Here is a 26,994-nt window from a genome sequence, read left to right as displayed (position 1 = left end):
CCGGTAGAACGTCCATGCACCTGTTGCGCACCCAACCCGGCGGCTTCGTTCCCGACGACGGCATCGCCCACCTGGCCCAGACTCCCGCCGAGCTGGTGATCCTCTGCAGCGGCGATTCGCACCTCGCATTGCTGGCCGAGGCCGCCCGTGCGCTGCCGGACGACTACCCGAGCCTGCGCCTGGCCAACCCCATGCAGTTGCAGAACCACGCCTCGGTGGACCTCTACGTCGACGAGGTGCTGCGGCACGCGCGGGTGATCCTGCTTTCGCTGCACGGCGGCATCGGCTACTGGCGCTACGGCGTGGAGCAACTGGTGGCGCTGGCCGAGCGCGGCGCGCTGCTGATCCCGGTGCCCGGCGACGACCGCCCCGACCCGGAGCTGAGCGCCCTCGGCAACCTGCCGGCAGAGCAGACCGAGCGCTTCTGGCAATACTTGCGCCAGGGCGGCCTTGAGAACGCCGGGCAGTTCTACCGCTGCCTGGCCAGCCAGTGCCTCGGCCGCGACTACGCCTGGCGCGAACCGCAGGCGCTGCCGCGGGTGGCGCTGTTCCATCCACGGCATGCCGAGGCGACCCTGGCACACTGGCGTGCCGACTGGCAGGCCGGGTGTCCGGTGGTCGCGTTGCTGTTCTATCGCACCCACCTGCAGGCAGCCAACACCGCCTTCATCGCACGCTTTTGCGAACGCCTCGCGGCGCAGGGGCTCAACCCGTTGCCGATCGCGCTGGCCAGCCTCAAGGAAAGCGCCTGCCTGGCGCAGGTGGAAGACTGGCTGGAGCGCAGCGACGCCGCGCTGATCGTCAATACCACCGGTTTCGCCCAGTCCAATCCGGAGGCGCCCGAGTTGCGTCCGTTCCGTCGCGACGTGCCGGTGTTGCAGGCGATCTGCTCGCTGGACAACCGCCCGCTCTGGCTGGACAACCCGCAAGGCCTGGGGCCGCGCGACCTGGCCATGCACGTGGCGCTGCCGGAGCTGGACGGACGTATCGTCACCCGGCCGATCAGTTTCAAGGGCCTGGCCTGGCGCAGCGAACGCAGCGAGAGCGACGTGGTCTGCTACCTCGCCGACGACGAGCGCATGGATTTCGTCGCCGAACTGGCGCGGCGTTGGGCCGAGCTGGCGCGCAAGCCAAACGCGGAAAAACGGGTGGCGCTGGTGCTGGCCAACTACCCGACCCGCGATGGCCGGATCGGCAACGGCGTCGGCCTGGACACCCCGGCCGCGGCGCTGAACATCCTTCGTGCCCTGCGCCAGCAGGGCTACCCGGTCGACGGACTGCCCGCCAGCGGAACCGAGCTGATCCGCCAGTTGCTCGGCGGCGTCAGCAACGACCTGGAGCATCTCGACCTACGGCCCTGCGCCCAGAGCCTGGCGCTGGACGACTACCTGGCCTGCTTCGCACGCCTGCCGGAGCGCAATCGCCAGGCGGTGCTGGCGCGCTGGGGCGAGCCGCAACAGGACCCGATGTTCCGCGACGGGCGGATGATGGTCGCCGGCCTGCGCTATGGCTTGACCTTCGTCGGCATCCAGCCGGCGCGCGGCTATCAGCTCGATCCGGCAGCGATCTACCACGATCCCGACCTGGTGCCGCCGCACGGCTACCTGGCGTTCTACTTCTGGCTGCGCCACGCCTACCGCGCCGATGCCCTGCTGCACGTCGGCAAGCACGGCAACCTGGAATGGCTGCCGGGCAAGGGAGTCGGCCTGTCCGCCGAATGCTGGCCGGACGCGTTGCTCGGTCCGCTGCCGAACATCTATCCGTTCATCGTCAACGACCCGGGGGAGGGCGCCCAGGCCAAGCGCCGCACCCAGGCGGTGATCATCGACCACCTGATGCCGCCGCTGACCCGCGCCGAGAGCTACGGCCCGTTGCGCGACCTGGAGCGCCTGGCCGACGAGTTCTACGATGCCTCGCTGCTCGACCCGCGCCGCGCCGAACAGTTGCGCGGCGAGATTCTCGTCCTCCTGCGCGACAACCGTCTCGACCGCGAGATCGGCTTGCAGCTCAGCGACGATCCGGACAGCTGGCTGCCGCAGCTGGACGCCTATCTCTGCGACCTGAAGGAGTCGCAGATCCGCGACGGCCTGCATGTGTTCGGCGAATCGCCGAGCGGGCGATTGCGCCTGGATACCCTGCTGGCGCTGCTGCGGGTTCCGCGCGGCGATGGCAAGGGCGCCAACGCCGGGTTGCTGAAGAGCCTGGCGGACGACCTTGGCCTGGGCTTCGATCCGCTGGCCTGCGACATGGGCGAGGCCTGGCAGGGCGCGCGGCCGGCCTGCCTGGAAGAGCGGGGCGGGGAGCCCTGGCGTACTCTCGGGGATACCCGCGAACGCCTGGAATTGCTGGCGTTGCACTGGATAGAACGCTGCCTGGGCGGCGAATCGCCGCCTGCCGCCTGGCGTGCCAGCGGCGAGGTGTTGCGCGGCTTGTGCGAACAGGTGGCACCGACCCTGGACGCCTGTGGCGCGGCCGAGATCGACGGACTGCTGGCAGCCCTCGAAGGGCGCTTCGTACCGGCCGGTCCGAGCGGCGCGCCGAGTCGCGGGCGACTCGATGTGCTGCCCACCGGACGCAACTTCTTCTCGGTGGACGTGCGCAACCTGCCGACCCCGACCGCCTGGCGCATCGGCTTCCAGTCGGCCAACCTGCTGCTCGAGCGTCACCTGCAGGAACATGGCGATCACCTGCGCCAGCTCGGCCTCTCGGTGTGGGGCACGGCGACCATGCGCACCGGCGGCGACGACATCGCCCAGGCCCTGGCCCTGCTCGGCGTGCGACCGGTCTGGCAGGCCGGCAGCCAGCGCGTCGCCGATTTCGAGATCCTCCCGGTCTCCCTGCTGGACCGCCCGCGGGTCGACGTGACGCTGCGGGTCTCCGGGTTCTTCCGCGACGCCTTCGCCAACCTGATCCGCCTGTTCGATGCGGCGGTGCAGGCGGTCGCCGAGCTGGACGAGGCGGAGGAGCTGAACCCGCTGGCCGCTCGCGTACGCCTGGAACGCCAGCGCCTCGAGGCGCAGGGTACGGCGCCGGCGGAGGCGCGCCGGCAGGCCGGCTGGCGGATCTTCGGCGCCAAGCCGGGTGCCTACGGCGCCGGCGTGCAGGGCGCAATCGAAGAGCGGCTGTGGGAGACCCGCGCCGACCTTGCCGAGGTCTACCTGAACTGGGGCGGCTACGCCTACGGTGCCGCCGACGACGGCACGCCGGCGCGGGAACGCTTCGCCCAGCGCCTGGAACGCCTGCAGGCGGTGCTGCACAACCAGGACAACCGCGAGCACGACCTGCTCGATTCCAACGACTACTACCAGTTCCAGGGCGGCATGCTGGCGGCGGTGGAAACCCTGCGCGGCGCGCCGGTGGCCAGTTACCACGGCGACCACAGCCAGCCGGACAACCCGCGCATCCGCACGCTCAAGGAAGAACTCAACCGGGTGGTGCGGGCGCGGGCGGTGAATCCGAAGTGGATCGCCGGGATGAAGCGCCACGGCTACAAGGGCGCCTTCGAACTGGCGGCGACGGTGGACTACCTGTGCGCCTTCGATGCCACCAGCGAGCTGATCGACGACCACCAGTACGCGCTGCTGGCCGACGCCTACCTGCTCGACGCGGAGACCCGCGAGTTCGTCCGCCAGCACAATCCGCAAGCCTTGCGCGACATGGCCGAGCGCCTGGTGGAGGCGCAGCGGCGTGGGCTCTGGCAGGAGCCGGGGGCCTATCGCGAGGCCCTGGAGAACCTGCTGCTGGACGTCGAAGAGGAATAGCGGAGCGGCATGGCCGCTCGCGCCGCTTTCAGCGCCCCTCGGCGAGCCGCCGGGCGGCGTCGCGGAGAATCCGCTCGGTGCCTTCCCAGCCGAGGCAGCCGTCGGTGATCGAGACGCCGTAGCGCAGTTCGCCGCCGAGCGCCTGGCAACCGTCGAACAGGTGGCTTTCCAGCATTACCCCGACCAGGTCGCTGGCGCCGGCCAGGCGCTGGTCCAGCACGCTGGCGAGGACGCCGGGCTGGTTCAGCGGGTTCTTGCCGCTGTTGGCGTGACTGCAATCGATCATCATCCGCGTGGCGACGCCCTGGCTTTCCAGGGCCTGGCGTACGGCCTGCACCTGCTCGGGGCCGTAGTTCGAACCGTGGCGGCCGCCGCGCAGCACCACATGGGTGTCCGGATTGCCGCGGGTCTCGATCAGCGCCGGGTGACCGTGCGGGTCGAGGCCGAAATGGCGGTGGCCGTGGGCCGCCGAACGGATCGCGTCGCAGGCGATGCCGACGCCGCCGTCGGTGCCGTTCTTGAAGCCCACCGGCAGGCCGAGGCCGCTGACCAGCTCGCGGTGGATCTGCGATTCGCTGGTGCGCGCGCCGATCGCCGCCCAGCTCAGCAGGTCGTCGAAGTAGCCGGCGGCCAGCGGTTGCAGGAGTTCGGTGGCCAGCGGCAGGCCGAGGCGCAGCATGTCCAGCATCAGTTGCCGGGACAGAGCCAGGCCGGCGGCCATGTCGTCGCTGCCATCCAGGTGCGGGTCGTAGGCGAGGCCCTTCCAGCCCACCGTGGTGCGTGGCTTTTCCACGTAGGCGCGCATCACCAGGAGCAACTGGCCGTCGAGTTCGTCGCTCAGCGCGGCGAGGCGTTCGGTGTATTCGAGGGCGGAGCGGGGATCGTGGATCGAACAGGGACCGACTACCACCAGCAGGCGTGGGTCGTCGCCGTCGAGGATGGCGCGGATGGCGTCGCGGCTGGCGGCGACCTGGCTGGCCAGCTCCAGCGGCAACGGCTGGCGAGCCTTGAGTTCGAGCGGGCTGGGCAGGCGTGCCAGGGCGGTACGGGCGGTGGCGCTGGGCAGGGCGACGGCCTGGGCGTTCGGCGAAAGGGCGGTCAGTGCGGATACGGATGAGTTCATGGTCTGGCTTCCTGGGCTGGCGGCGGGCATCCCGCGCGCGTCGTGCCCTATCGAGGTGTTCGGCAATGTCGTGGGTTGGCGAGCGGCTGGCGGCCGTCGCTAAATCGCCAGGTGTTGAGCGGGTAGCCAGTGCGGTAGCGGTATGCGGTCATGATCGATGTCCTGTGCGTTGGTCTGTGGTTGTGGCCTTGTGGGCCGGAAAATCGGGCTGGAAAAACAAAACCCCCGGTCGGGGAGCCGACCGGGGGTTTGCGTGTGCAGGGTAGGCGTCCCGTATACCGTGGGCGCCGTTGGGGTATCAGGCGCCGGAGTGGCTAAACCAATACCCGAAGAAATACGCGGCACGGGGTGCCTGCGGCGCACGCGCGCGCAACGACAGGCCAGGGCGCGAGGCGCTGGAGTGCAGGTGCGGATGGCGGGTGTGCGGCATGGGTTTCTCCCGTGAACGAGTCCCCAGCTTACTGCAAGCGAGGCGGCCGGTTCAACGACTGTTTCACGGTTCGATACCGGCGCCGCCGGCCTGATAGACTTGGCGGTCCGTATTTCCGTCCGTCCGCCGCAGGAATCCCCATGAGCGCTACCGTGCATTACCCCCTGTCCGCCGTGGTCGCCGCCGACGAACTGAAGCTGGCGCTGTGCCTGGCCGCGGTCGATCCGGCGATCGGCGGGGTACTGATCGAGGGGCCGCGCGGAATGGCCAAGTCGACCCTGGCGCGGGGCGTCGCCGAACTGCTGCCGGCGGGCGAGTTCGTTACCCTGCCGCTGGGCGCCAGCGAGGAGCGCATCGTCGGCAGCCTCGACCTGGACGCCGCCCTCGGCGAAGGTCGCGCGCGGTTTTCCCCGGGCGTGCTGGCCAAGGCCGACGGCGGCGTGCTCTACGTCGACGAAGTGAACCTGCTGCCGGACCACCTGGTGGATTTGTTGCTCGACGTCGCCGCCAGTGGCGTCAACCTGGTCGAGCGCGATGGCATTTCCCACCGGCATCCGGCGCGTTTCGTGCTGATCGGCACGATGAACCCGGAAGAGGGCGAACTGCGCCCGCAACTGCTCGACCGTTTCGGCCTCAACGTGCGCCTCGACACCCAGCCGCCGCCGGCCGAGCGGGCAGAGATCATCCGTCGCCGGCTGGCCTTCGATGCCGACCCGCAGGCCTTCGTCGAACACTGGGAAGGCCAGCAGGACACCCTGCGCCGCCGTTGCGCCGAGGCGCGCCGGCGGCTGGCGCGGATTCCCCTGGACGATGCGGCGCTGGACAGCATCGCCCGACGCTGCTTCGAGGCGGCTGTCGATGGCCTGCGCGCCGACCTGGTCTGGCTGCGCGCGGCGCGCGCCCATGCGGCCTGGCGCGGCGGCGAGCGGATCGAGGCGGAGGACATCGATGCGGTGGAACATTTCGCCCTGCTGCATCGCCGTCGCCAGTCGAGCCCGCCGCCATCGGCGGCCAATCCACCGCCACCGCCCGCAGCCCCTGCCGCGCTCCCGGAGCGCGCCGGCGACGGCGAAGGGCAGTGGGGCGAATTGCCGGCTCGGCCGGTGGCCATGGGGACCGCCCGCGAGCTGCCGCGCTGGCCAAAAAAGCCCTGAGCATCCGCCCGCGCTCGGTCATGGGTGCGGATGCCAGGAGCAGACCCGGAGCCCTGCGCGGCGGTCTTGGCGGCGCCCTGAGCCAGGGTGCGGAGGGCGCCATCCAATGGTTGCCGACCCTGCTGCGCGGACGTCCCCGACAGCGCCGCGACCTGCTTCGCCAGCCGCGCAGCCGGCGCCCGGGCGAACTCTGGCTGGTGATCGTCGATGCTTCCGCCAGCACCCGCCGGTACGGCGCCCTGGCCCAGGCCAAGGGGTTGTTGGCGACGCTGTTCGAGGAGGCCTATCGGCAGCGCGTCCGCCTGGCCGTGCTGCACGCCACCGGGCAGCAGGCGCAATGGCTCTGGCAGGGGCAGCAGGCGCAATGGCTCTGGCAGGGGCAGAAGGCTTCGCGGGAGTTGCAGGACTGGCTACGCCAGCTGGGCGCCGGCGGCGGTACGCCGCTGCTCGACGCCCTGCACCAGGCCGCTGGCTGGCTGGCGCGCCGACAGCGGCAGAAACCCGCCGAGCATCAGCGTCTGCTGGTGCTTACCGACGGCCGCCTGCGCGACTGGCCGGCGCTGCCGGAGGCTGCCTGCCCGAGTCTGCTGATCGACCTCGAAAGCGGCCCGTTGCGCCTGGGCAAGGCCGAGCGCCTGGCCCGGGAGCTGGGGGCCGAGTATCGGCATATCAGTGAATTGAACGAAGTCTGAGGGCGTTTCGGCGAGCCCTGCGGCTTTTTCGGTCAAATTGTATTTCGAGTGTCATTCAATAAATATTATGCGCGTAATATCTTCCTGCGATCCAGCCAATCCATCTCACGGAGATATCCTCATGTCGCCGATTTCAGTCGTTATCGCCGGTTACGCCCGTTCGCCGTTCCACTTCGCCAGGAAAGGCGCGCTGGTCGATATCCGCCCGGATGACCTGGCCGCCGCGGTGCTCAAGGGCCTGGTGGAGAAACTCGATCTCGACCCTGTTCTGCTGGAGGACGTGGTCATGGGCTGCGCCTATCCGGAGGCGGAACAGGGCATGAACATCGCGCGCATCGCCAGTTTCCGCGCCGGCTTCCCGCAGAGCCTCGGCGGCGCGACCCTCAACCGTTTCTGCGGTTCGTCCATGAGCGCTGTCCACTACGCCGCCGGGCAAGTCCTGCTGGGCGCCGGGGAGGCCTTCATCGCCGCCGGGGTGGAGTCGATGACCCGGGTACCGATGGGCGGCTTCAACCTGTCGCCCAATCCCGCGTTGCTGCAGGACTATCCGGCGGTATACATGAGCATGGGGCAGACCGCCGAGAATGTCGCCGAGCGCTACGCCGTCAGCCGCGTCGAGCAGGAAGAGATGGCCGTACGCTCCCACGCCAAGGCAGTCGCCGCGCGCGAGGCCGGCTTGCTGCGCGAGGAGATCGTCGCCATCGACACCCCCGCCGGCCGGGTCGCCGAGGATGGCTGCATCCGCCCGGGTACCAACCTGGAGAGCCTGGCCCAACTGAAGCCGGCGTTCGGCGGCAGCGTCACCGCCGCCACCTCGTCGCCGCTCACCGATGGCAGCGCCGCGCTGCTGGTCTGTAGCGAGGAATTCGCGCGCCGCCACGGGCTGGCGATCCTGGCGCGGATCAAGGCGGTGGCGGTGGCCGGTTGTGCGCCGGAGATCATGGGCATGGGTCCGGTGCAGGCGACGCGCAAGGTCCTGCAACGGGCCGGGCTGGGCATCGCCGACATCGACCTGGTGGAGATCAACGAGGCCTTCGCCAGCCAATCCATCGCCTGCATCCGCGAACTGGGGCTGGACATGGACAGGATCAACCTGGATGGCGGCGCCCTGGCCATCGGCCATCCGCTGGGCGCCACCGGCGCGCGGATCACCGGCAAGGCCGCCGCGTTGCTGCGGCGCACCGGCGGGCGCTATGCCATCGCCACCCAGTGCATCGCCGGCGGCCAGGGCGTGGCGACCCTGCTGGAAGCGGTGGAGTGATCGCGCGCCAATGAAAAAAGGCCCGGTGGATGAGCCGGGCCTGGATGGGGAACCTGCGCCGGCGGCCCGGCGCAGGGTAGTCGCGGTTACTTGATGAAGTCGTGACCCCAGCGTTCGATCTGGCTGGCGCTCTTCTGCATCTGCAGCGACCGCGATTGTGCTTTCTGCCCGGCGGCGGCGATCTCGTCGTCGACCACCTTGGTCGACAGCGACAGCCAACTGGTCACGAAGGCCATGGCGTCGCTGTGGATCTCCAGGGCGTCCTGGTTGATGTTGGCGATGCCGTCGCACTTGCTGTGGTAGCACTCGTCGTAGGCCTTGCCGGCGGTGCCGCCGTACTTCTGCGCCTGCTCTTCGGTCTTCAGGCCCTCGGCGCCAGTGAACAGGCCGCCGAAGGCGATGCCGCTGTTGAAGAACTCGGCGTAGTCGGAGCGGAAGTCGATCTCGGTGCCTTCCGATTGCTGGCCGCGCAGGCGGAAGTAGGCTTCGAACAGGCGCTCGATGGCGGCCGAGCCGGGCGGACCCTGGAGGCCGAAGTCGGAACCGTCGCCGTCATAGATGAAGTTGCCGAAGTTCGGCGAGCCGATCATGTCGAAGTTCAGGTAGGCCTTGATCTTCTTCTTCTCTTCCGGGGCGAGGTTCTGCACGTAGTGGGTCGAGCCCACCAGGCCGGCTTCCTCGGCGCCCCACCAGGCGAAGCGCACCTTGTTGACCGGCAGCGCCTTGGCCAGCAGCACGGCCATCTCCAGTTGGGCGGCGCTGCCCGAACCGTTGTCGTTGATACCGGGGCCTTCGAACACCGAGTCGAGGTGCGCGCCGACCATCACCACGTTGTTCGGGTTGCCGCGACGGGTCTCGGCGACCACGTTGTAGGTCTCGGTCTTCTTGCGTACCACGTCGACCACCAGGTGCAGCTGCAGGTCCGGGGTCTGCGACCAGGCCACGCCGTTGTCGTAGGTGGCGAAGATCACCGGGATGCCGCCCTCGTACGACTCGCCCACGGTGACGTTCTCCAGGCCCTTGCGGTCGTCGGTGTTGCCCTGGTTGAAGATGATCACCCCGGCGGCGCCGGCAGCCGCGGCGTTCTCGGCCTTCTGCTCGAAGTTGCAGGTGCCGCGCTGGATCAGCGCGATCGAGCCGGCCGGGAAGTTGGCGAAGTCTTCCGCTTCGCAACCGCTGGTGGAGGTGTTGCCGGCGCCGAGGGACAGGTCCACCGGGACCACCTTGGCGGTGACATCGCCTGCCTCGGTCTGCGACAGGTAGGTGAAATCCTTCTCCCATTCGTAGGTGACCGGCTGCGGCACGGTGGCGCTCAGGCTACCCGGGCCTTTCGGGTAGTAGGCGGTGAACGGGAAGGGCTGCACGCTGACCTTGTAGCCGGCTTTCTGCAGGGTCTGCTTCACGTAGTCGACGGAGGCCTGGTAGCCCGGCGTGGCGGCGGCGCGGTTGCCGTCGTTGAGGCTGGCGATGTCTTCCAGCTTCTGCAGGCGCTTGACCACGTTGCTGGCTTGCAGGCAGCGCGGCAGGCCAAGCGGGGTGCTGACCAGCAACGGCGATTTGCAGATCGACGGGTTGGGTTTGCCGGGGGTCCAGAACTCGGTGAACTGTTGCGCTTCCGAAGGTGCCGCCAGGGATGCGGCGGAAACCGAGAGGGCGAGGGCGCCGAGTGCGTATCTGAGATTGTTCTTGTTGCTCATGAGACTCCGTTCCTTGTGAGGCGATGATCGATAAGCCGTTGATGGCATGGCGCTATTGCCCGAAATGTCGCCTCGGGCACGGCCTGACTGCCAGACTAGGAGCGCTTTCCGGGCTGTCCTGGCGTAATTCCTGAAATGTGAATTTCATCAACTTTTCGCGGAAGAATTGCTGATAGCTCGCTGGCGGGATGGAGGGCGGCTTTCTATCGTTAATGCCCTTCGGCGCGGGCCCATGGCCGTTGGTCGGGGCTGGGAGGATGGTGCAGCAGGAAGGAAACCGTCTGGCGCGCGGATAAGCGCGCGAGCGGAGGTGAACGGCGGCAGCGCTGTCACAGATTTGTTGGAATTTTTGTATACATTCTTCTGGATATTTTCGGATCGAATTGTCTACAGTGTGCGCACAACAATAAAAGCGAGAACAGCGCACCATGAAAACGACGTCCTCCGGAACTCCATCCGTTCCACGGCCTGAAGACGAGAACCTCGGTGTCGGCGCCAACATGGCCTACGGCCTGCAACATGTGCTGACCATGTATGGCGGTATCGTCGCGGTCCCCCTGATCCTCGGCCAGGCCGCTGGCCTCGCGCCCGGCGACATCGGCCTGCTGATCGCCGCTTCGCTGTTCGCCGGCGGCCTGGCGACCCTGCTGCAAACCCTCGGCGTGCCGTTCTTCGGCTGTCAGTTGCCGCTGGTCCAGGGGGTGTCCTTCGCTGGCGTGGCGACCATGGTGGCGATCATCGGCAGCGGTGGCAGCGGCGGCATTCCCGCAGTGCTCGGCGCGGTGATGGCGGCCTCGCTGATCGGGTTGCTGATCACGCCGATCTTTTCGCGCATCACCAAATTCTTCCCGCCGCTGGTGACCGGCATCGTCATCACCACCATCGGCCTGACCCTGATGCCGGTCGCCGCGCGCTGGGCGATGGGCGGCAACAGCCACGCGCCGGACTTCGGCAGCATGGCCAACATCGGCCTGGCGGCGATCACCCTGGTCATCGTGCTGCTGCTGAGCAAGCTCGGCAGCGCCTCGATCTCGCGCCTGTCGATCCTCCTGGCGATGGTCATCGGCACCGTCATCGCGGTGTTCCTCGGCATGGCCGACTTCTCCAAGGTCACCGAAGGCCCGCTGGTGGCGTTTCCCACGCCGTTCCACTTCGGCATGCCGACCTTCCAGGTCGCCGCGATCATCTCGATGTGCATCGTGATCATGGTGACCCTGGTGGAAACCTCGGCGGACATCCTCGCGGTAGGCGAGATCATCGACACCAAGGTCGACTCGCGGCGCCTGGGCAACGGCCTGCGCGCGGACATGTTCTCCAGCATGCTGGCGCCGATCTTCGGCTCCTTCACCCAGAGCGCCTTCGCCCAGAACGTCGGCCTGGTGGCGGTGACCGGGATCAAGAGCCGCTACGTGGTCGCCACCGGCGGGTTGTTCCTGGTGATCCTCGGCCTGCTGCCGGTGATGGGCCGGGTGATCGCCGCGGTGCCCACCGCCGTGCTCGGCGGCGCCGGCATCGTGTTGTTCGGCACGGTCGCCGCCAGCGGCATCCGCACCCTGTCGAAGGTGGACTACCGCAACAACATGAACCTGATCATCGTCGCCACTTCGATCGGCTTCGGCATGATCCCGATCGCCGCGCCGACGTTCTACGATCACTTCCCCAGTTGGTTCGCCACCATCTTCCATTCCGGCATCAGTTCCTCGGCGATCATGGCGATCCTGCTCAACCTGGCGTTCAACCACTTCACTGCCGGCAACTCCGACCAGCAGTCGGTGTTCGTCGCCGCCAGCGAGCGGACCCTGCGCTACCAGGACATCGCCGCCCTGCACGAAGGCGACTATTTCCTCGACGGCAAGCTGTACGACGCCCAGGGCAACGAAGTGCCGCTGGCCGGCGACGACAGCCATGGCGCGCCGCCGCGACGGCGCAGCGAAACCGCTGAAGCCGGCAGCGCCTGAGCCGCGCCGCGATGAACGACGGCCCTCCTTGCGAGGGCCGTTTTCGTTGTGCGCTTCAGAACAGCGCCTTGCCGCGGTCCAGGCGCTGGTCCACCAGCCATTTGCCGTGGGCGATGGAGGCGCGCTGGGCGTTTTCCAGGTCGGCGAGGAAGGCGAAGCGCACGGGCAGGGCGATGCGCTTGCTGGTGTGGCCTTCGGGATCGGTGATGTGGCAGCCGCCGGCCCAGGGCGTGGGAATGCCCGGATGCTCGACGACATCGGCGGTGATGGTGTAGCTGCGGTGCTGGCAGTGCAGGCTGGCCATGGCATGCTCCTCTCTGTCGGAGGCCGACCCGGCTACCTGCGCGACGCCTGTGGTTGCCACGGAGGAGCCTCGGGGCGGCGAGGTTTTCCCTGCGTGTCCCTACCTCTATAGCAGATCGTCGCCGATCCGCCGCGAGAGCCGACGAAGGGCCCCGCTCAGCGGCGCTGGCGACGGCCGAGCATGCGCTCCAGGGTGCCGTCGCGGCGGACCCACTGGTGGTAGCCGGCGGCGAGCGCATGGAGCAGCACCACCGAGGTGCTCAGCCACAGGCCGACCACGCGGTGAACGGCGTCGAAGGGCTTCTCGAACGCCTCCCAGTTCAGGTTCCAGGTTTGCGAAATCCAGGCGAACAGCGCGGTGTCCTTGAAGCTGGGTACCACGAACAGGCCGAAGTCGGTGGGCAGGCGGGTGCCGACGTAGCCGGTGAGCGGCATCACCAGCATCAAGGCATACAGCGACAGGTGCGCGTAGTGCGCCAGGCGGTGCTCCAGCGGCGTCCCGGGGACCGCTGGCAGGCGCGGCCCGCGCAGCCGCGAGACGATCCGTGGGATCAGCAGCAGGCCGACCAGCAGGCCCAGCACCCAGTGCAGGTTGAGTACCGGCAGGCGCTGCGGGTGGTCATGGCCGAGCACCCAGATGACGAAATAGGCCAGCACGATCGCGCCGATGAAACAGAACGCCATGCTCCAGTGCAGCAGGCGGGTGGACAGGCTGTAGACGGTCGCTGGATGCGTCACGGGAATGCCTCGCAGAGAGTGAAGGCGTGCAATCTATGAAACGTCCGGAGAGCGATCAAACGTATTTATGGATAATCGATAACGGAAAACTTAATCGAAACTTTCACATGTGACGTTATTGCACCGAAACAGTGCTGCGAGTCGCTTTTTTCCGAAACGGAGCCCACTTGGCGGAATAATTCCGGGTCGGGATCATTGTAAGTGGGTTTTTCCTTCGCCGAGGCTATTCCTCACGCTGGGAGAGCCTGGGGGCGGCGCGCGGCAGACCCCGCAAGCATTATCGGGAAATATATTCCGTTGTCTTTCCGCTGACGTTTTGCCGACAGCAAGCTGACACAGATGTAATTGAACTCGATCGCTTCGTTTCTATAGTCTTCGAACACTTCGCCGTGCACTTTCAAGGACGGCAAGTGCATATCCTGCGTCTTTTCCGCCATGACGATTCTCGAGGTGAGAGCATGAGTAGTGAGCACGATGGCAAGGACCAGGACGACCTGTTCTCCCCGTTGCCTTACCTGCTGGTTTCCGGCGCTGTCGTGCTCATGACCCTGCTGCTGCGCTGCCTGTTCTGCCCGGGCGAGCAGTTCTGATCGCCCGGACCGGGACGACTCAGCGACCGCGGCTGAGGAAGTCGATCACCAGGCGATTCATCGGCGCGGCGCACTCTTCCGGCAGCCAGTGGCCGCAGCCGGGCAGGACATGGCCTTCGACGTCGTCCGCATAGGCTTTCATCTGCTCCAGCTGGAACGTGCCCATGCCGCCGTGGCCGCCGCCGGCGAGGGTCATGGTCGGCATCTGCAGGCGGGTCTTCGCCAGTTCGGCGTTCTGCCGCACGCTCTCGTTCAACGCGCGGTAGTACTCGAACGAGGCGTTCAGGCTGTGCGGCTTGGCGTACGACCTGGCGTACAGGTCCAGCAGGCGCTCGCTGAACACCTCGGTGTTGCTGGCATGGGACTTGATGAAGTGCTCGAGGAAGAAGCGCTCCTTGCCGGCGATCAGGGTTTCCGCCAGGCGGTCGTCGGCGGCGAAGAAACTGAAGTGCCAGACCAGCGACTCGCCCTGGGCGGTGAAGGCCGGGAAGCGGTAGATCCGCGCGTCCGGGATCGGCGCTTCCATGTACACCAGGCGGGCGATGTCGGCCTGGTTCTTCACCACCATCGGGTAGGTGTTCCAGATACCGATGTCATGGGCCACCAGGTCGAACGGGCGATCCGGGCTGAATTGCCGGGCCAGCTTGTGCAGGTAGACGGCGACCTGTTCGCCGCTATAGCCGGTCTTCGGCGGCTCGGACTGGCCGAGGCCGGGCAGGTCCGGCGCGATCACGGTGAAGCGCTTGGCCAGTTCCGGCATCAGTTGGTGCCATTCGTACCAGGTCTGGCCGAAGCCGTGCACCAGCATCACCAGCGGCCCCTGGCCGCCTTTCACGTAGTGCAGCTTCACGCCGTCGACTTCCCGGTAGGCGCTTTCGAAGCCATTCGGGACGGGGAATTCCTCGGCGGCGAAGCCGCCCAGGGAGAAGGTCAGGGCGATGCCGGCCAGGAGGCCGCGGCAGAGTCTATCGAGGATCATGGTTGTGCTTCCTTGGTGGGGTCAGTGAGGGATGTGGCCGCCGAGGGACGGCTCGGTGGCAGCTTGGCGTGGCGCCAGCATCAGCAGCAGGGCCACGGCCATCGCCGCCAGGCAGACCAGCGCGCCGACCTCGCCGAGCGGCGCCAGGCCGCTGCCGTCGATCACCCGGCTGCCGGCGAGGGCGCCGATGCCGATCCCGGCGTTGCAGGCGGAGATGTTCAGCGAGGCGGCGAACGCCGGGGCCCGCGGCGCGGACTTCATCACCCGCACCTGGCCGACGATGAACAGTGCTGCCTGGGCCACGCCCCAGGTCGCCAGGGTGGCGGCGAGCAGCCAGGCGTTGCCGAGGGTCGGCACCAGGGCGAGCATGCCCAGCGCCATCAGCAGGACGAACAGCAGGGTTGCGCCCAGCGGGCTGCGATCCACCAGGCGCCCGCCGAGCCAGTTGCCGAGCAGGCCTACCGCGCCGAAGCCCATCAGCGTCCAGCCGACCAGCGAACCGCTGAAGCCGGCCAGGCGCTGGAGGATGTCGGCCAGGTAGGTGTAGGGGGTGAACATGCCGGTGAAGACCAGCAGCGACAGCAACAGGTGGCCGAGCACCAGCGGTTGGCGCAACACGCTCGCCTGGCTGCGCAGCGAGACGCCCGGCCGTCCGGGAATGCGCGGCAGCCAGGCGGCCAGCAGCAGCGCCTTGGCCAGGGCCAGCGCGGCGAGTGCGGCGAATGCCAGGCGCCAACCCCAGGCGTCGGCGATCAGCGTGCCGATGGGAATGCCGAGCACGGTGGCGGCGACGATGCCGAAGAACACCAGCGCCACGGCGCGTCCTTCGCGCGAGGGGCCGGCCAGGTGCGCGGCGGTTTCGCTGGCCATGGCCCAGAACACCGGGAGCGCCAGGGCCGGGACGAAGCGCGCCACGGCCATCGTCCAGATATCGCCGGCTACGGCGGCCAGCGCATTGGCCGCGGCGAACAGCAGCAGGCAGGCGACGAACAGCCGCTTGCGTTCGACGCCCGCCAGTGCGGCGGTGAGGAACGGACCGAAGGCGGCGACGCTGAAGGCGAACAGGCTGACCAGCAGGCCGGCCTGGGCGACGCTGACCTGGAGGTCTGCGGCAAGCGCCGGGAGCAGGCCGACGATGACGAACTCGGTGGTCAGGATGGTGAAGCCGGCGGCGGCCAGCAGGAGGATGGGCAATAGCACGGCAAGACTCCTCCGCGAGCGCAGCCGTGGCCGCGCCCGGGAACGATGCATGGGAGGGAAGGGAATCAGGCCGTAGCGGACTGGCCGAGGGTCGGGTAATCGGTGTAGCCGGCGGCGTCGCCACCGTAGAACCGCGCCTGGTTGGCCTCGGCCAGCGGCGCGCCGAGACGGATCCGCTCGACCAGGTCGGGGTTGGCGATGAACGGCCGGCCGATCGCCACCGCGTCGGCCAGTCCGGCCTGGAGTATCGCTTCGGCGCGCTCGGCGTCGTAGTTGCCGCAGACGATCAGCGGCGCGCGGAAGCGTTCGCGCAGGCGCTCGCGGAAGCCTTGCGGGTAGGCCGGGCCGCCACTCCATTCCCACTCGGCCAGGTGCAGGTAGGCGATGCCGCGTCGCTGCAGGGCTTCGGCGAGGTAAAGGGTCATCGCTTCCGGCTCGTCGTCGTGCATGTCGTTGATCGTGCCCCAGGGCGACAGGCGCAGGCCGACGCGCTCGGCACCGACCGCGGCGACCAGCGCGTCGACGATCTCCAGCAGGAACCGCGCGCGGTTCTCCAGGCTACCGCCATAGGCATCGCTGCGCCGGTTGCTGGCGCTGGCGAGGAACTGGTCGATCAGGTAGCCATTGGCGCCATGCAGCTCGACCAGGTCGAAGCCGGCGTCGAGCGCGTTGCGCGCGGCGCGGACGAATTCGTCGCGGACCCGGCGGATGTCTTCCAGGGTCATTTCCCGCGGCGCGTCGGCCGGCGCCATGGATCCGCCGCCCTGGCCATCGGCGATGAACACCTGGGCCTTGGCCTGGATCGGCGAGGGCGCGATCGGCGCCTCGCCGCCGGCCTGCAGCGAGCGATGCGACATGCGCCCGACATGCCAGAGCTGCGCGGCGATCAGTCCGCCGGCGGCGTGCACCGCCTCGGTGACCTGGCGCCAGCCGGCCAGTTGCGCCTCGCTGTAGATACCGGGGGTGTAGGCGTAGCCCTGGCCGAGGGGGGAAATCTGCGTGCCCTCGCTGACGATCAGCCCGGCGCCGGCGCGCTGCGCATAGTAGAGAGCGTTCAGGGCGGTCGGCACGTCGCCCGGCTGTTGCGCCCGGGAGCGGGTCATCGGCGCCATGACGATGCGGTTGCGCAAGGCCAGGTTGCCTACGGCGAGCGGGGAGAGGAGCAATTTGGACATGGTCTTTTCCTTTCGAAGGCGGCAGGGAGATGGCTTGAATATCTGTATCGGTCGCTAAATAATATGGCGACGGCAACGCTCGTCAAGTAAATTTATAGTGATCGATACAAATAATGGAGGTCAGGATGGCAACGCGAGGCAGGCCACGGGCATTCGACAGGGACACCGCCCTGCAGCGAGCCATGGACGTGTTCTGGGTGCGTGGCTACGAAGGCGCTTCGCTGGCGGCCCTGACCGAGGCGATGGAAATCAGGCCGCCCAGCCTGTACGCCGCCTTCGGCAGCAAGGAAGGGCTGTTCCGCGAAGCCCTGGCCCACTATCTCGGCCAGCACGGCCGCTATCGCCGGGATGTCCTCGATGGCGCGCCGAGCGCCCGCGAGGGCGTGGCCGAGCTGCTCCGCGAGACCGTCGCGCGCTTCTGTTCCGACGAGTTCCCGCGCGGTTGCCTGGTGGTGCTCGCGGCGCTGACCGGAACCCCGGAAAGCGAGGCGGTGCGGGACGCGTTGAGCGCCGAGCGCGGCGAGTCGATCCGCCTGTTCCGTGAGCGCATGCGGCGCGGCATCGCTGACGGCGACCTGGCGGCGGACACCGACGTGGAGGAGTTGGCGACCTTCTATGCCACCGTGCTGTTCGGCCTCAGCGTGCAGGCCAAGGACCGGGTGCCTTGCGAGCGCCTGCTGGCGGTGGTCGAACGGGCGCTGCGCGCCTGGCCCTGAGCGGGCCGCATCAGGCCGCCGCGCTGCGGCGCAGCCATTCCAGCAGCAGAGTGGCAGGCTCTCCGGCCTGCAACGGTCGCGGGGTCAGCAGGTGATAGCTGCTGCCGTCGGCGAGGAATCCCAGCGGCGCCGCCAGCAGGCCGGCGGACAGATCGTCGCGCACCAGTTGCCAGGGGCCGATGGCTACGCCGAGTCCGGCGCCGGCCGCCTGCAGGCTCAGGTAGAAGTGCTCGAAGCGCTGCCCTTCGGTCGTCGCCGGCGCCTGTCCGGCGAGACGGGTCCAGGTGTTCCAGGCTTGCGGGCGGGTCGCCGTGTGCAGGCGCGGTGCGACGGCGCGAAGCCCGGGCGGTCCTGCATCGAGGTGGAAATGCCGTTCGACGTCGCTCGCCCGGCAGACCGGCCCGACCTGCTCGTCGAACAGCCAGTGGGCATGGCTGCCGGGCGGCCAGGGGAAGTCGTTGCGGCGGATCGCCAGGTCGATGCCGCGGCCGAAGGCGAACGGCCCGCCGCCGGCGACCAGCTGGATCGACAGTCGTGGCTGTTCCTGCATGAATCCGGCGATCCGCGGGATCAGCCAGCGCATCAGCAAGGTCGGTTCGCAGGACAGCACCAGCGCGGTGGGTCCGGCCTCCGCGCGCAGGGCCTCGCCGGTGCGCTCGATCAGGTCGAGGGCCGGGCCGGTGCCGGCGAGCAGGCGCCTGCCGGCCTCGCTGAGGAAAACCCGCTGGCCGCGGCGTTCGAAGAGCGCACAACCGAGTTCCTCCTCCAGGGTCCGCACGGCGCGGCTGATGGCGCCGTGGGTCAGGCACAGGGCCTCGGCGGCACGGGAAAAGTTCTCCAGGCGGGCGGCGGCCTCGAAGCAGCGCAGGGCGTTCAGCGAGGGCAGGCGGCGGCGCCTGAATGGTGAGTTTTCCTCACCATGATTGTCAGTATTCATCGTTCTCGATCGGCGCTGGAGACCGGTAGATTGTGCCATCCATTCTACCTTGGAGCCTTCCAGGCATGACAGAGTTGCTAGCTTTCCTGACCATCACCGTGCTTGCAGTGATCAGCCCCGGCGCCGATTTCGCCATGGTCTCGCGCAACAGCCTGCTGTATTCCCGCCGCGCCGGCCTGCTCACCGCGCTGGGCATCGGCGCGGGGGTGACGGTACATGTCGGCTACAGCATCCTCGGCGTCGGCGTGCTGGTGCGCGAGTCGCTGGCGCTGTTCACCGCGCTGAAGCTGGCGGGCGCCGCCTACCTGGTGTTCCTCGGCCTGCGCATGCTGCTGGCGCGAGAGGACACGGTGGCGGAGGAGGCGGCGGGCGGCGCCGGGGTTTCGTCCTGGGCGATGTTGCGCAGCGGCTTCCTGACCAATGCGCTCAATCCGAAGACCTGCCTGTTCGTGGTCAGCCTGTTCATGCAGGTGATCGATCCGCATACCGCGTTGCCGGCGCAACTGGGCTACGGGGCCTTCATCGCGCTCGCCCACGTGGCCTGGTTCGGCCTGGTCGCCTGCTTTCTCTCGAGCCCGGCGGTGCGCGGCCGACTCCTGCGTTTCCGCCGGCGCATCGACCAGTTTTTCGGCGCCCTGCTGGTCGGTTTCGGCGTCCTGCTGGGGGCGAAAAGCCCATGAGCATGGACCACTGATGGCCGCTTGCCGCCTTTGAAGCGAGGCCGGCGGCTCCCTAGAATGCGCCGTTCATGCCGTCGCCAGTTGAGGGACGGTCCCAGGATCGCGGGACGCATGGGAGTTGCATGAAGAAGGGAGCGACGCTTTTCGCCGTCCTCTGGGCGGTACTCGGCCTGGGCCTGCTGGTCGGTTTGCCGGTGGCCATCCATTTCATTCTCGGCCAGTACGACGAGGCCGGGTTCAGCGGGCCGCAACTGGTCTTCGAGGAACAGGGCCATTCCTACCTGGCGTTCACCCTCGACGACTATCGCGCCAACGAAGTGGACAACGGCGTGGTGCACGGCAGCAGCCGCAGCTATGCCCAGGTGGTCGATCTCGAGGACGGCAGCCTGCGCTGGAGCGCGCGCCTGGATGCCGACAACGAGCGCGGCGACGACTGGGGTTCCGGCGAACTGCTGGGCCAGTCGTCGCGCTACCTGTTCTTCCTGCGCAACGAACTCTACGTACTCGACCGGCGCGACGCCGCCCCTGCGCTGGCGTTCGACGAGCTGGAGCGGCGCACTGGCGGCCTGCCGTTGAAGTCGGCGCCCTGGGGGAAGGACGCCTATCGCTACGACGAAGGCCGGGGCGGATTGCTGATGCTCGCGCTGGACGGCCGCGTCTGGTTCCTCGACGGCGACAGCCTGGCTCTGCGCGAAGCTCCGGAAGTCGATGCCGCGCGGTATTTCCACGGCGACCCGCCGCCGCCGGCGAGTGCCGGGATCGCTTGGCAGGCGCCGGGCCTGACGCGCCTGCCCGACGGACGCCTGCTGATCCTCGCCAGCGATCACGAGGCCCGCGCGCTGGAGCGTGGCGAGGCGCTGCCGGCAGCGAACCAACGGGCGCGACGCCAGCGCCTGTCACTGGGCACCCTGGATTGGCGGTCGCCGGCAGAGAACCGACTGCGTCCGCTGCTCGACGCGGCCTTTCTGCAGGCTGGCCTGCTGCCCGATCCAGCCGCTGCCGAAGAGCCGCAGCGGCTGCTCGAGCGACCGTCCGAGCGGCAGCGCCAGCGTCCGTCGCTGCCGCCCGAGCCGCAGCCGCCGGAAGAGTTCGACGAGCGCGTGGAGCGTTTTCCCAGTACCCGTGCGTTCCTTGCGGCGCGCGACGCCTACCGCCAGAAACGGCGACGCTGGATTGCTGCGCACGATGCCTGGCGGGAACGGGTCGCCGACCTGGAGGCGGCGGCGGATGCCGAGTACCGTCGCCGGCGCGACGAGCAGACGCGCGAGGAGGCGTTGTACCGTCGCTATGCCTCGGCGCTGCCGGGCGGCGATTCCTGGTTGGCGCGCCGTCCCTGGCGAGTCGACGGCAACTGGCTGGTGCTGCACCGGCGCAGCCTGGCCGAGCGTAGCGAGCTGCTGCTCAGCTCGGTGTCTGCCGACGGCAGCTTGCTCTGGACCCTGGAGCTGCCCATCGAGCGTCCCGAGCGGCTGTTCCGCCTGGATGCCCACAACCTGCTTCTCAGCGGCCGTGGAGAGGAAGGCGGGCGGTTGGTGCGGGTCGATCTGCGCCGGGGCAGCGGCATCGTCCATCGCCTCGGGCGCGGCGGCGCGCCATTGCAGCGGGTCGAGTGGCCCGAAGGCCAACCGTGATCGCCTGCGCCCGGCCTGGGTGGCTGCCCAACGGGGGGGCCGGGCGCCGATTCAGGGGTTCCTGAAGACGAATACGCCGCTGTCCACCAGGCGCGTCAGGCGGATGCGCAGCAGCAGGGTGCGGTGGGCGGCGAGGAAGCGCGGCACCTGCGCCAGCGGAATTGCCAGGCCTTCGCTGTCGCCGGGGCCCACCGCGGTATAGCCGACCGGCTGGCGCGGCGGATCGAACGGCGGCTGGGCCGACACGCTGAGCGACAGGGTGTCCACGGCGAAGCCGGCGAGCAGGTCGTCGAGGGAGTCGATCGACAGGTACAGCGAGCGGTAGGCGGGGTTGTCCTCGTAGGGATGGACGTCGGCGATGACCTGCTCGTAGAAGCGCTGCTCGAAACGCCGGTCGCTGTTCAGCTTGCGGAAGAACTGGATGAAGTAGTCGCGCACCTCCTGGTCGAGGTCGTCGCAGACGTGGCTGACCAGGTTCAGGTAGCGCGGCGAGCGGCGCTCGATGCCGGGGTCGAGCTGATCGATGCGGCGCTGCCAGGGGAAGCTTGCGCCGCTGCTCCGGTAATCGGCGTCCTCGACCTCCAGTGCGGCGCGGATCAGCTCCAGGGTACGCGGGTTCTTCGGCCCGCGGTCCTTCAGCGCCACGCTGGCGTGGTTCTCGCCGTCGACGATGGCGAAGGCGATCTCGCCGCGCGATTCTTCCAGGCGCCAGCCAGGCCTGGCGCGCTGGCGGACATCCAGTTCGAGGCTCAGGCGGCAGGCGTTGAGGTTCGCCGTGGCGATCCGCACCGTGCCGTCGCCGCCGGCTTCGTTGGCGATGGCTTCGACGCCGCTGTAGCCGACATTGCCCACCAGTACCGTGGCGAGCAGGCGGCCGGCGCCGTACCAGGCCTCGGCGCCGAACAGGTCGCGCTCGGCGAGTTGCCAGGAGTACGGCGAGCCCAGCTCCAGTCCCTTCAGCACCTGGGTGCCGGTCTGCCCGACGAAGCGGTTCCAGCCTTTCAGCACGCGACCGATGAAGGAGCGTCCCTTGTGCGCCAGCGGCGAGCCGAAGTTGGCCGGGGCGAGCATCAGGAAGCGCTTGACCGGCGCGCTGGCGGGGTCGAAGTGGCGGGTCAGCCAGTCGCGCAGCACCAGGGCGCCGGTACTGTGCACCACCACGTCCACCGTGCGCGGTGCCCGCGACAGTCCCTGGGCGGTCCAGGCGCGATCCAGGGCGGCGGCGAGGTCGGCGTAGGTGACGTCGTCCTGCAGGGAGATCCAGTCGGCGAGGCGGATCTGCGTCGGCGCGCTGCCGAACCAGGCTTCCAGCTGCTCGGCGAGGCGGCGGAACGACTTCGAATCGTCGCTCCAGCCGTGGACGATGACGATCGAACGGGGCATGTCCGGCATCCTCTGGGGCTGATCCGGGCGACTATAGATCATGCGCCGCGGCGATGTGCCCTGACCTGTGAAAACGTCTAGGATGCGGCGGTCGCTCCCGACTACCGCCGGCGCGGCATCGCCAGCGCCTTGCTGCGGCAGGCGCGGGACGACTGTCGCGGCGACCGCCTGTTCACTTCCCGCAACCACTCCAACCTGCCGATGCGGCGCCTGCTGGAGCGCGAGGGATTCCAGCCGAGCGGGGTGATCGACAACCTCGACGAAGGCGATCCGGAGCTGGTCTTCGTGCGTTTCCTCGCGCCGTCGCGCTGAGCCCCGGGCTCATTTCAGGTTGCCGGCGAGGAACTGGCGCAGGCGCTCGCTGCGCGGCGCGCCGAACACCTGGTCGGGCGTCCCTTGCTCTTCGATCACACCCTGGTGGAGGAAGATCACATGGCTGGAAACCTGGCGGGCGAAGGCCATCTCGTGGGTGACCAGGACCATGGTGCGACCTTCCTCGGCCAACTGCTGCATGACTTTCAGCACTTCGCCGACCAGTTCCGGATCGAGCGCCGAGGTCGGTTCGTCGAACAGCATCACCTGCGGCTCCATGGCCAGGGCGCGGGCGATCGCCACGCGCTGTTGCTGGCCGCCGGAGAGTTCGCAGGGATACTGCCGTTCGACCTTCTCCGCCAGGCCGACCTTGGCCAGGTAGTGGCGCGCGCGGGCCACGGCGTCGTCGCGGTTCATTCTCAGGACGTTGACCGGGCACTCGACCACGTTCTCCAGCACCGTCAGGTGGCTCCACAGGTTGAAATGCTGGAAGACCATCGCCAGCCGGCTGCGGATCCTCTGCAACTGCCGGGGATCGGCGGCGCGCAGCTCGCCCAGGGCGCCGGGACGGGTGCGCAGTTCCTCGTCGCCGACGCGGATGCGCCCGGCACAGGGCTTTTCCAGGAAGTTGACGCAGCGCAGGAAGGTGCTCTTGCCCGAGCCGGAGGAGCCGATGATGCTGATCACGTCTCCCTTGCCGGCCCTGAGCGAAACGCCCCTGAGCACCTCATGGCTGCCGTAGCGCTTGTGGATGTCTTCGACCTGCAGGCTGTACATGCGCGTGTCTCCGGGAGAGGTCAGTGGGTTTGCGGTCTGAGGTAGGCCAGCCAGCGCAGCTCGCCGCGGCGGAACAGCCAGATCAGCAGGAAGGCGGTGCCGGCGTAGAGCGCGCCGGCGATGCCGAAGGACAGGAACGGCGCATAGGTGGCGGAATTGACGTCGCGGGCCACCTTGAGCAGGTCCGGCACGGTGGCGGTGAACGCCACCGAGGTGGAATGCAGCATCAGGATCACTTCGTTGCTGAAGTACGGCAGTGCCCGGCGCAGCGCCGAGGGCAGGACGATGCGCCGGTAGAGGGTGAAGCCGCCCATGCCGTAGGCGCGCGCCGCTTCCACTTCGCCGTGGGGCGTGTTCCTGATCGCGCCGGCGAAGATTTCCGTCATGTAGGCGCAGGTGTTGAGGACGAAGGCCAGCACCGTGCAGTTGAAGCCGTCGCGGAAGAACGCGTTGAGGAAGTCCTGGGCGCGTATGGCATTCAGGCTGTAGACGCCGGTGTAGAAGAACAGCAACTGGATGTACAGCGGGGTGCCGCGGAACACGTAGGTGTAGAGCCAGACCGGGTAGCGCAGCAGCGGGTTGCCGCAGGTTCGCGCCACCGCCAGCGGGATGGCCAGCAGGAAGCCAAGCGCCACGGCGAGGATCAGCAGCCACAGGGTCATCGCCAGTCCGGTCAGTTGCAGGCCGTCGGTCCACAGGTAGGCCTGCCAGTATTCGTCGAGTACCGCGTTCATGGCAGCGGCCTCCTGACGCCCAGCGAGCTGCGCCGCTCCAGCCACAGCAGCGCGGCGTTGGAGATTGCGGTGATGGCCAGGTAGATCAGCCCGCAGACCAGGGTGAAGTGGAAGAACTGCAGGGTGCCCTTGCCGGCGTCCTGGGTGGCCTTGACCAGGTCGCCGAGGCCGATGATCGAGACCAGCGCGGTGGACTTGACCAGCACCTGCCAGTTGTTGCCGATGCCCGGCAGGGCGTAGCGCAGCATCTGCGGCAGGAGTACCCGGCGGAACACTCGCCAGCGCCCCATGCCGTAGGCTTGCGCGGCTTCGACCTGGCCGGCCGGGACCGCCTGGAAGGCGCCGCGGAAGGTTTCCGTGAAGTAGGCGCCATAGATGAACGCCAGGGTGACGCAGCCGGCGGCGAACGGGTCGATGTCGACCTGGCCGATGCCGAGGGCGTCGGTGACGCGGTTGAGGAGGATCTGCAGGCTGAAGAACAGCAACAGCATGATGACCAGGTCGGGGACGCTGCGGATCAGCGTCGTATAGCCGCTGGCCAGGGCGCGCAGCGGGCGGTTGGCGGCGAGCTTGGCGCTGGCGCCGAGGAGGCCGATGAGCACGGCGCCGAGCAGGGAGCCCAGCGCCAGTTTCAGGGTCACCAGGGTGCCGGCGAGTATCTGCGGGCCGAAGCCGTCGAGGAACATTTCACTCTCCATTGCTTGTTGTTGTCGGTCGAGGTGAAAAGCGGCCGGACGCCGTTCAGGGCGCGCCGTAGAGGTCGAAATCGAAGTAGCGGGCGTTGATTCGCGCGTAGGTCCCGTTGGCGCGGATCGTCGCCAGCGCCTTGTTCAGGTCCTCGCGCAGCGCCACGTCTTCCCTGCGCAGGCCGATGCCGTCGCCGACCCCGAAGTAGCGAGGGTCGTCCAGCACCGCTCCGGCCAGTTCGAAATCCTTGCCGACCGGCTTGTCGAGGAAGCCGTAGCTGGCCTGCACCGCGCCTTGCAGCGAGGCGTCGAGGCGGCCCATGACGAGGTCGGCGTAGACCTGGTCCTGGTTCTGGTAGGAGACGACCCGCACCCCCTTGGCGGCCCATTCGGCCTTGGCGTAGGCCTCCTGGTTGGAGCCCTGGCCGACCCCCACGCGCTTGCCGCGCAGGCTCTCGGCGTCGGGCAGGAGCGCCGAGCCACGGCGTACCACCAGGCGGCTCGGTGCGTTGGAGACGCGGTCGGTGAAGGCGATGTGCTGTGCGCGTTTCGGCGTGATGGTCATCGACGAGACGATGGCGTCGATCTTGCGCGACAGCAGCGCCGGGATGATGCCGTCCCAGTTGCTTTCGACCCATTCGCAGCGGGCTCGCAGCTCCGCGCAGAGGGCTTCGCCGATCTCGATGCCGAAGCCTGCCAGGCGGCCGTCCGGCTGCTTGTATTCGAGCGGCGGGTAGGTCGGGTCGACGCCCAGGCGCAGGACCTTGCCGGTCCAGTCGGCGGCGCCGGCCGGTGCGGCGAGGAGGAGGGAGAGGGCGATGCTGCCGAGGGTTCTTGTCATTGTGGTTGTCCTCTGTCGATCCGCGCGCGCCAGGCCGCGCGCCCGTTGAAAACCCTGGCTCAGGCCAGGAAGCGCTCGGCCAGCCGCACCCAGTAGCTGGCGCCGACGGCCAGGCAGTCGTCGTTGAAGTCGTAGCCGGGGTTGTGCAACTGGCAGCCGCTCTCGCCCTGGCCGTTGCCGATCACCAGGTAGCTGCCGGGGCAGCGTTCGAGGATGAAGGCGAAATCCTCGCTGGCGGTGAACGGCCGCAGTCCGTCGATCAGGCATTCCTCGCCCAGCCAGTCGCGGGCCACCTCGCGAGCGAACGCGGTCTGCCCGGGATGGTTGACCAGCACCGGATGGCAATGCCGGTAGTCGACCTCCGCCCGCGCGCCGAAGCTGGCGGCCTGGCCGCGGGCCAGTTCGCCGATGCGGCGCTCCAGCAGGGCACGGGTTTCCGCGGTCAGGGCTCGGACGCTGAGGATCATTTCGGCGCTGGCCGGGATCACGTTGGAGACCGTCCCGGCATGGATTGCGCCGACGCTGACGATCGCGGTGTCCTGCGGATCGACGTTGCGCGAGACGATGCTCTGCAAGGCCAGCACGATGGCGGAGCAGACCACCACCGGGTCGACGGTGCGCTGCGGCACCGCGCCGTGGCCGCCGCTGCCGATCACGCGGATGACCACGGTGTCGGCCGAGGCCATGAAGGGGCCGGGATGGAAGCCCAGGTGGCCGACGGGGTATCCCGGGACGTTGTGCATGGCGAAGATGGCGTCGCAGGGGAAGCGCTCCAGCAGCCCGTCGTCGAGCATCGCGCGGGCACCGCCGAGGCCCTCTTCGGCAGGCTGGAAGATCAGTTGCAGGGTGCCGCGCCAGTGCGGCGACTCGACCAGGTGCCTGGCCGCGGCGAGGAGCATCGCGGTGTGGCCGTCGTGGCCGCAGGCGTGCATCACGCCGTCCACCTGGCTGGCGTAGGGCAGGCCGGTGGCTTCCTGGATCGGCAGTGCGTCCATGTCGGCGCGCAGGCCCAGCGCGGGGCCCTCGCCGCGGCACAGGGTGCCGACCACGCCGGTGCGACCCACCCCACGGCTGACCTGGTAGCCCCAGGCCTCCAGGCATTCGGCGACCAGCGCGGCGGTTCGCCGTTCCTCGAAACCCAGCTCCGGGTGGGCATGGATGTGGCGGCGCAAGGTAACCATCTCTTCCCGCAGCGCCGCGATGGCGGGCAGGACGGCAGGTTCGGTCATTCTTCTT

At 68.5% G+C, this 26,994-nt stretch carries 23 protein-coding genes and 1 pseudogene; 10 read left to right on the top strand and 14 right to left on the bottom strand.

The window, feature by feature from the left end; translation table 11 throughout:
- Positions 1-14: 14 nt before the first annotated feature.
- Positions 15-3,761, top strand: a complete 3,747-nt coding sequence (gene cobN / locus LT948_RS14025; protein WP_073657006.1) for a cobaltochelatase subunit CobN — start codon at positions 15-17, stop codon at positions 3,759-3,761.
- 28 nt (positions 3,762-3,789) lie between these two features.
- Here cobN and LT948_RS14020 read toward each other — a convergent pair whose 3' ends face one another.
- A complete protein-coding gene (locus LT948_RS14020; protein WP_073657007.1) occupies positions 3,790-4,884 on the bottom strand; it encodes a 3-deoxy-7-phosphoheptulonate synthase in 1,095 nt (364 codons plus the stop codon).
- A gap of 570 nt (positions 4,885-5,454) precedes the next feature.
- Here LT948_RS14020 and LT948_RS14015 point away from each other — a divergent pair.
- The 3 genes from LT948_RS14015 (at position 5,455) to LT948_RS14005 (ending at position 8,421) form a co-directional block, all read left to right on the top strand.
- The gene (locus LT948_RS14015; RefSeq protein WP_073657008.1) at positions 5,455-6,468 is read left to right on the top strand and encodes an ATP-binding protein; all 1,014 of its coding nucleotides are present in this window, start codon (positions 5,455-5,457) and stop codon (positions 6,466-6,468) included.
- Positions 6,469-6,488: 20 nt separating this feature from the next.
- Positions 6,489-7,160: a vWA domain-containing protein gene (locus LT948_RS14010; RefSeq protein ID WP_209364644.1), complete on the top strand. Its 672-nt coding sequence runs from the start codon at positions 6,489-6,491 to the stop codon at positions 7,158-7,160.
- Between the two features lie 121 nt (positions 7,161-7,281).
- Positions 7,282-8,421: a thiolase family protein gene (locus tag LT948_RS14005; protein WP_003110287.1), complete on the top strand. Its 1,140-nt coding sequence runs from the start codon at positions 7,282-7,284 to the stop codon at positions 8,419-8,421.
- A gap of 86 nt (positions 8,422-8,507) precedes the next feature.
- On the opposite strand, the gene paaP is transcribed toward LT948_RS14005, so the two are convergent.
- Positions 8,508-10,118: an aminopeptidase PaaP gene (gene paaP, locus LT948_RS14000; protein WP_003101464.1), complete on the bottom strand. Its 1,611-nt coding sequence runs from the start codon at positions 10,116-10,118 to the stop codon at positions 8,508-8,510.
- Between the two features lie 428 nt (positions 10,119-10,546).
- Here paaP and LT948_RS13995 point away from each other — a divergent pair, with 428 nt between their 5' ends.
- The gene (locus tag LT948_RS13995; protein WP_009313844.1) at positions 10,547-12,076 is read left to right on the top strand and encodes a nucleobase:cation symporter-2 family protein; all 1,530 of its coding nucleotides are present in this window, start codon (positions 10,547-10,549) and stop codon (positions 12,074-12,076) included.
- A gap of 55 nt (positions 12,077-12,131) precedes the next feature.
- Here the strand turns inward: LT948_RS13995 and LT948_RS13990 are convergent, their stop codons facing one another.
- On the bottom strand, positions 12,132-12,380 hold the full coding sequence (locus tag LT948_RS13990) for a hypothetical protein (RefSeq protein ID WP_003091048.1): 249 nt from the start codon (positions 12,378-12,380) through the stop codon (positions 12,132-12,134).
- 155 nt (positions 12,381-12,535) lie between these two features.
- On the bottom strand, positions 12,536-13,117 hold the full coding sequence (locus tag LT948_RS13985) for a cytochrome b (RefSeq protein ID WP_009876747.1): 582 nt from the start codon (positions 13,115-13,117) through the stop codon (positions 12,536-12,538).
- A 458-nt stretch (positions 13,118-13,575) separates the two neighbouring features.
- Here LT948_RS13985 and LT948_RS33155 point away from each other — a divergent pair, with 458 nt between their 5' ends.
- A complete protein-coding gene (locus LT948_RS33155) occupies positions 13,576-13,707 on the top strand; it encodes a hypothetical protein (RefSeq protein WP_003091046.1) in 132 nt (43 codons plus the stop codon).
- A 19-nt stretch (positions 13,708-13,726) separates the two neighbouring features.
- Here LT948_RS33155 and cif read toward each other — a convergent pair whose 3' ends face one another.
- From cif to LT948_RS13970, 3 genes are all read right to left on the bottom strand, one after another.
- Positions 13,727-14,686 (bottom strand): CFTR inhibitory factor Cif, encoded by a 960-nt coding sequence (gene cif / locus LT948_RS13980; protein ID WP_003091045.1) that lies wholly within the window; start codon positions 14,684-14,686, stop codon positions 13,727-13,729.
- A gap of 21 nt (positions 14,687-14,707) precedes the next feature.
- Positions 14,708-15,886, bottom strand: a complete 1,179-nt coding sequence (locus LT948_RS13975) for an MFS transporter (RefSeq protein ID WP_003091044.1) — start codon at positions 15,884-15,886, stop codon at positions 14,708-14,710.
- Between the two features lie 65 nt (positions 15,887-15,951).
- Positions 15,952-17,061, bottom strand: coding sequence for an alkene reductase (locus LT948_RS13970; protein WP_023091598.1), 1,110 nt, complete (start codon positions 17,059-17,061; stop codon positions 15,952-15,954).
- A 125-nt stretch (positions 17,062-17,186) separates the two neighbouring features.
- On the opposite strand from LT948_RS13970, the gene LT948_RS13965 reads away from it, so the two are divergent.
- Positions 17,187-17,777, top strand: a complete 591-nt coding sequence (locus tag LT948_RS13965; RefSeq protein WP_003119828.1) for a TetR/AcrR family transcriptional regulator — start codon at positions 17,187-17,189, stop codon at positions 17,775-17,777.
- A 10-nt stretch (positions 17,778-17,787) separates the two neighbouring features.
- Here LT948_RS13965 and LT948_RS13960 read toward each other — a convergent pair whose 3' ends face one another.
- Positions 17,788-18,714, bottom strand: a complete 927-nt coding sequence (locus tag LT948_RS13960; protein ID WP_003110292.1) for a LysR family transcriptional regulator — start codon at positions 18,712-18,714, stop codon at positions 17,788-17,790.
- Between the two features lie 65 nt (positions 18,715-18,779).
- Between LT948_RS13960 and LT948_RS13955 the strand changes: the two genes are divergently transcribed.
- Positions 18,780-19,394, top strand: coding sequence for a LysE family transporter (locus LT948_RS13955; RefSeq protein WP_003091040.1), 615 nt, complete (start codon positions 18,780-18,782; stop codon positions 19,392-19,394).
- Between the two features lie 122 nt (positions 19,395-19,516).
- On the top strand, positions 19,517-21,025 hold the full coding sequence (locus LT948_RS13950) for a PA2928 family protein (RefSeq protein ID WP_033994935.1): 1,509 nt from the start codon (positions 19,517-19,519) through the stop codon (positions 21,023-21,025).
- Positions 21,026-21,076: 51 nt separating this feature from the next.
- Here LT948_RS13950 and LT948_RS13945 read toward each other — a convergent pair whose 3' ends face one another.
- A complete protein-coding gene (locus LT948_RS13945; RefSeq protein WP_003110295.1) occupies positions 21,077-22,408 on the bottom strand; it encodes an esterase/lipase family protein in 1,332 nt (443 codons plus the stop codon).
- Positions 22,409-22,507: 99 nt separating this feature from the next.
- Here LT948_RS13945 and LT948_RS13940 point away from each other — a divergent pair.
- Positions 22,508-22,720: pseudogene (locus tag LT948_RS13940) on the top strand (GNAT family N-acetyltransferase); the annotation flags it as partial.
- A 9-nt stretch (positions 22,721-22,729) separates the two neighbouring features.
- On the opposite strand, the gene LT948_RS13935 reads toward LT948_RS13940, so the two are convergent.
- Genes LT948_RS13935 through LT948_RS13915 form a run of 5 tightly spaced genes read right to left on the bottom strand, consistent with a single transcriptional unit; the run spans position 22,730 to position 26,987 of the window.
- Positions 22,730-23,497, bottom strand: coding sequence for an ABC transporter ATP-binding protein (locus LT948_RS13935; RefSeq protein ID WP_003091036.1), 768 nt, complete (start codon positions 23,495-23,497; stop codon positions 22,730-22,732).
- 20 nt (positions 23,498-23,517) lie between these two features.
- Positions 23,518-24,231: an ABC transporter permease gene (locus LT948_RS13930; protein WP_003091035.1), complete on the bottom strand. Its 714-nt coding sequence runs from the start codon at positions 24,229-24,231 to the stop codon at positions 23,518-23,520.
- Complete coding sequence (locus LT948_RS13925; protein ID WP_003091034.1) at positions 24,228-24,917, bottom strand: ABC transporter permease; 690 nt, start codon at positions 24,915-24,917, stop codon at positions 24,228-24,230. Before LT948_RS13925 ends, LT948_RS13930 begins: the two co-directional genes overlap by 4 nt.
- Positions 24,918-24,972: 55 nt before the next feature.
- Complete coding sequence (locus LT948_RS13920) at positions 24,973-25,758, bottom strand: ABC transporter substrate-binding protein (protein WP_033994941.1); 786 nt, start codon at positions 25,756-25,758, stop codon at positions 24,973-24,975.
- Between the two features lie 59 nt (positions 25,759-25,817).
- Positions 25,818-26,987 (bottom strand): M20 aminoacylase family protein, encoded by a 1,170-nt coding sequence (locus LT948_RS13915; protein ID WP_003114014.1) that lies wholly within the window; start codon positions 26,985-26,987, stop codon positions 25,818-25,820.
- Positions 26,988-26,994: the final 7 nt, after the last annotated feature.

The sequence above is a fragment of the Pseudomonas sp. CP-1 genome (assembly GCF_021213715.1).
GTDB lineage: Bacteria > Pseudomonadota > Gammaproteobacteria > Pseudomonadales > Pseudomonadaceae > Pseudomonas > Pseudomonas aeruginosa.
This window is presented reverse-complemented; position numbering and strand designations above follow the sequence as displayed.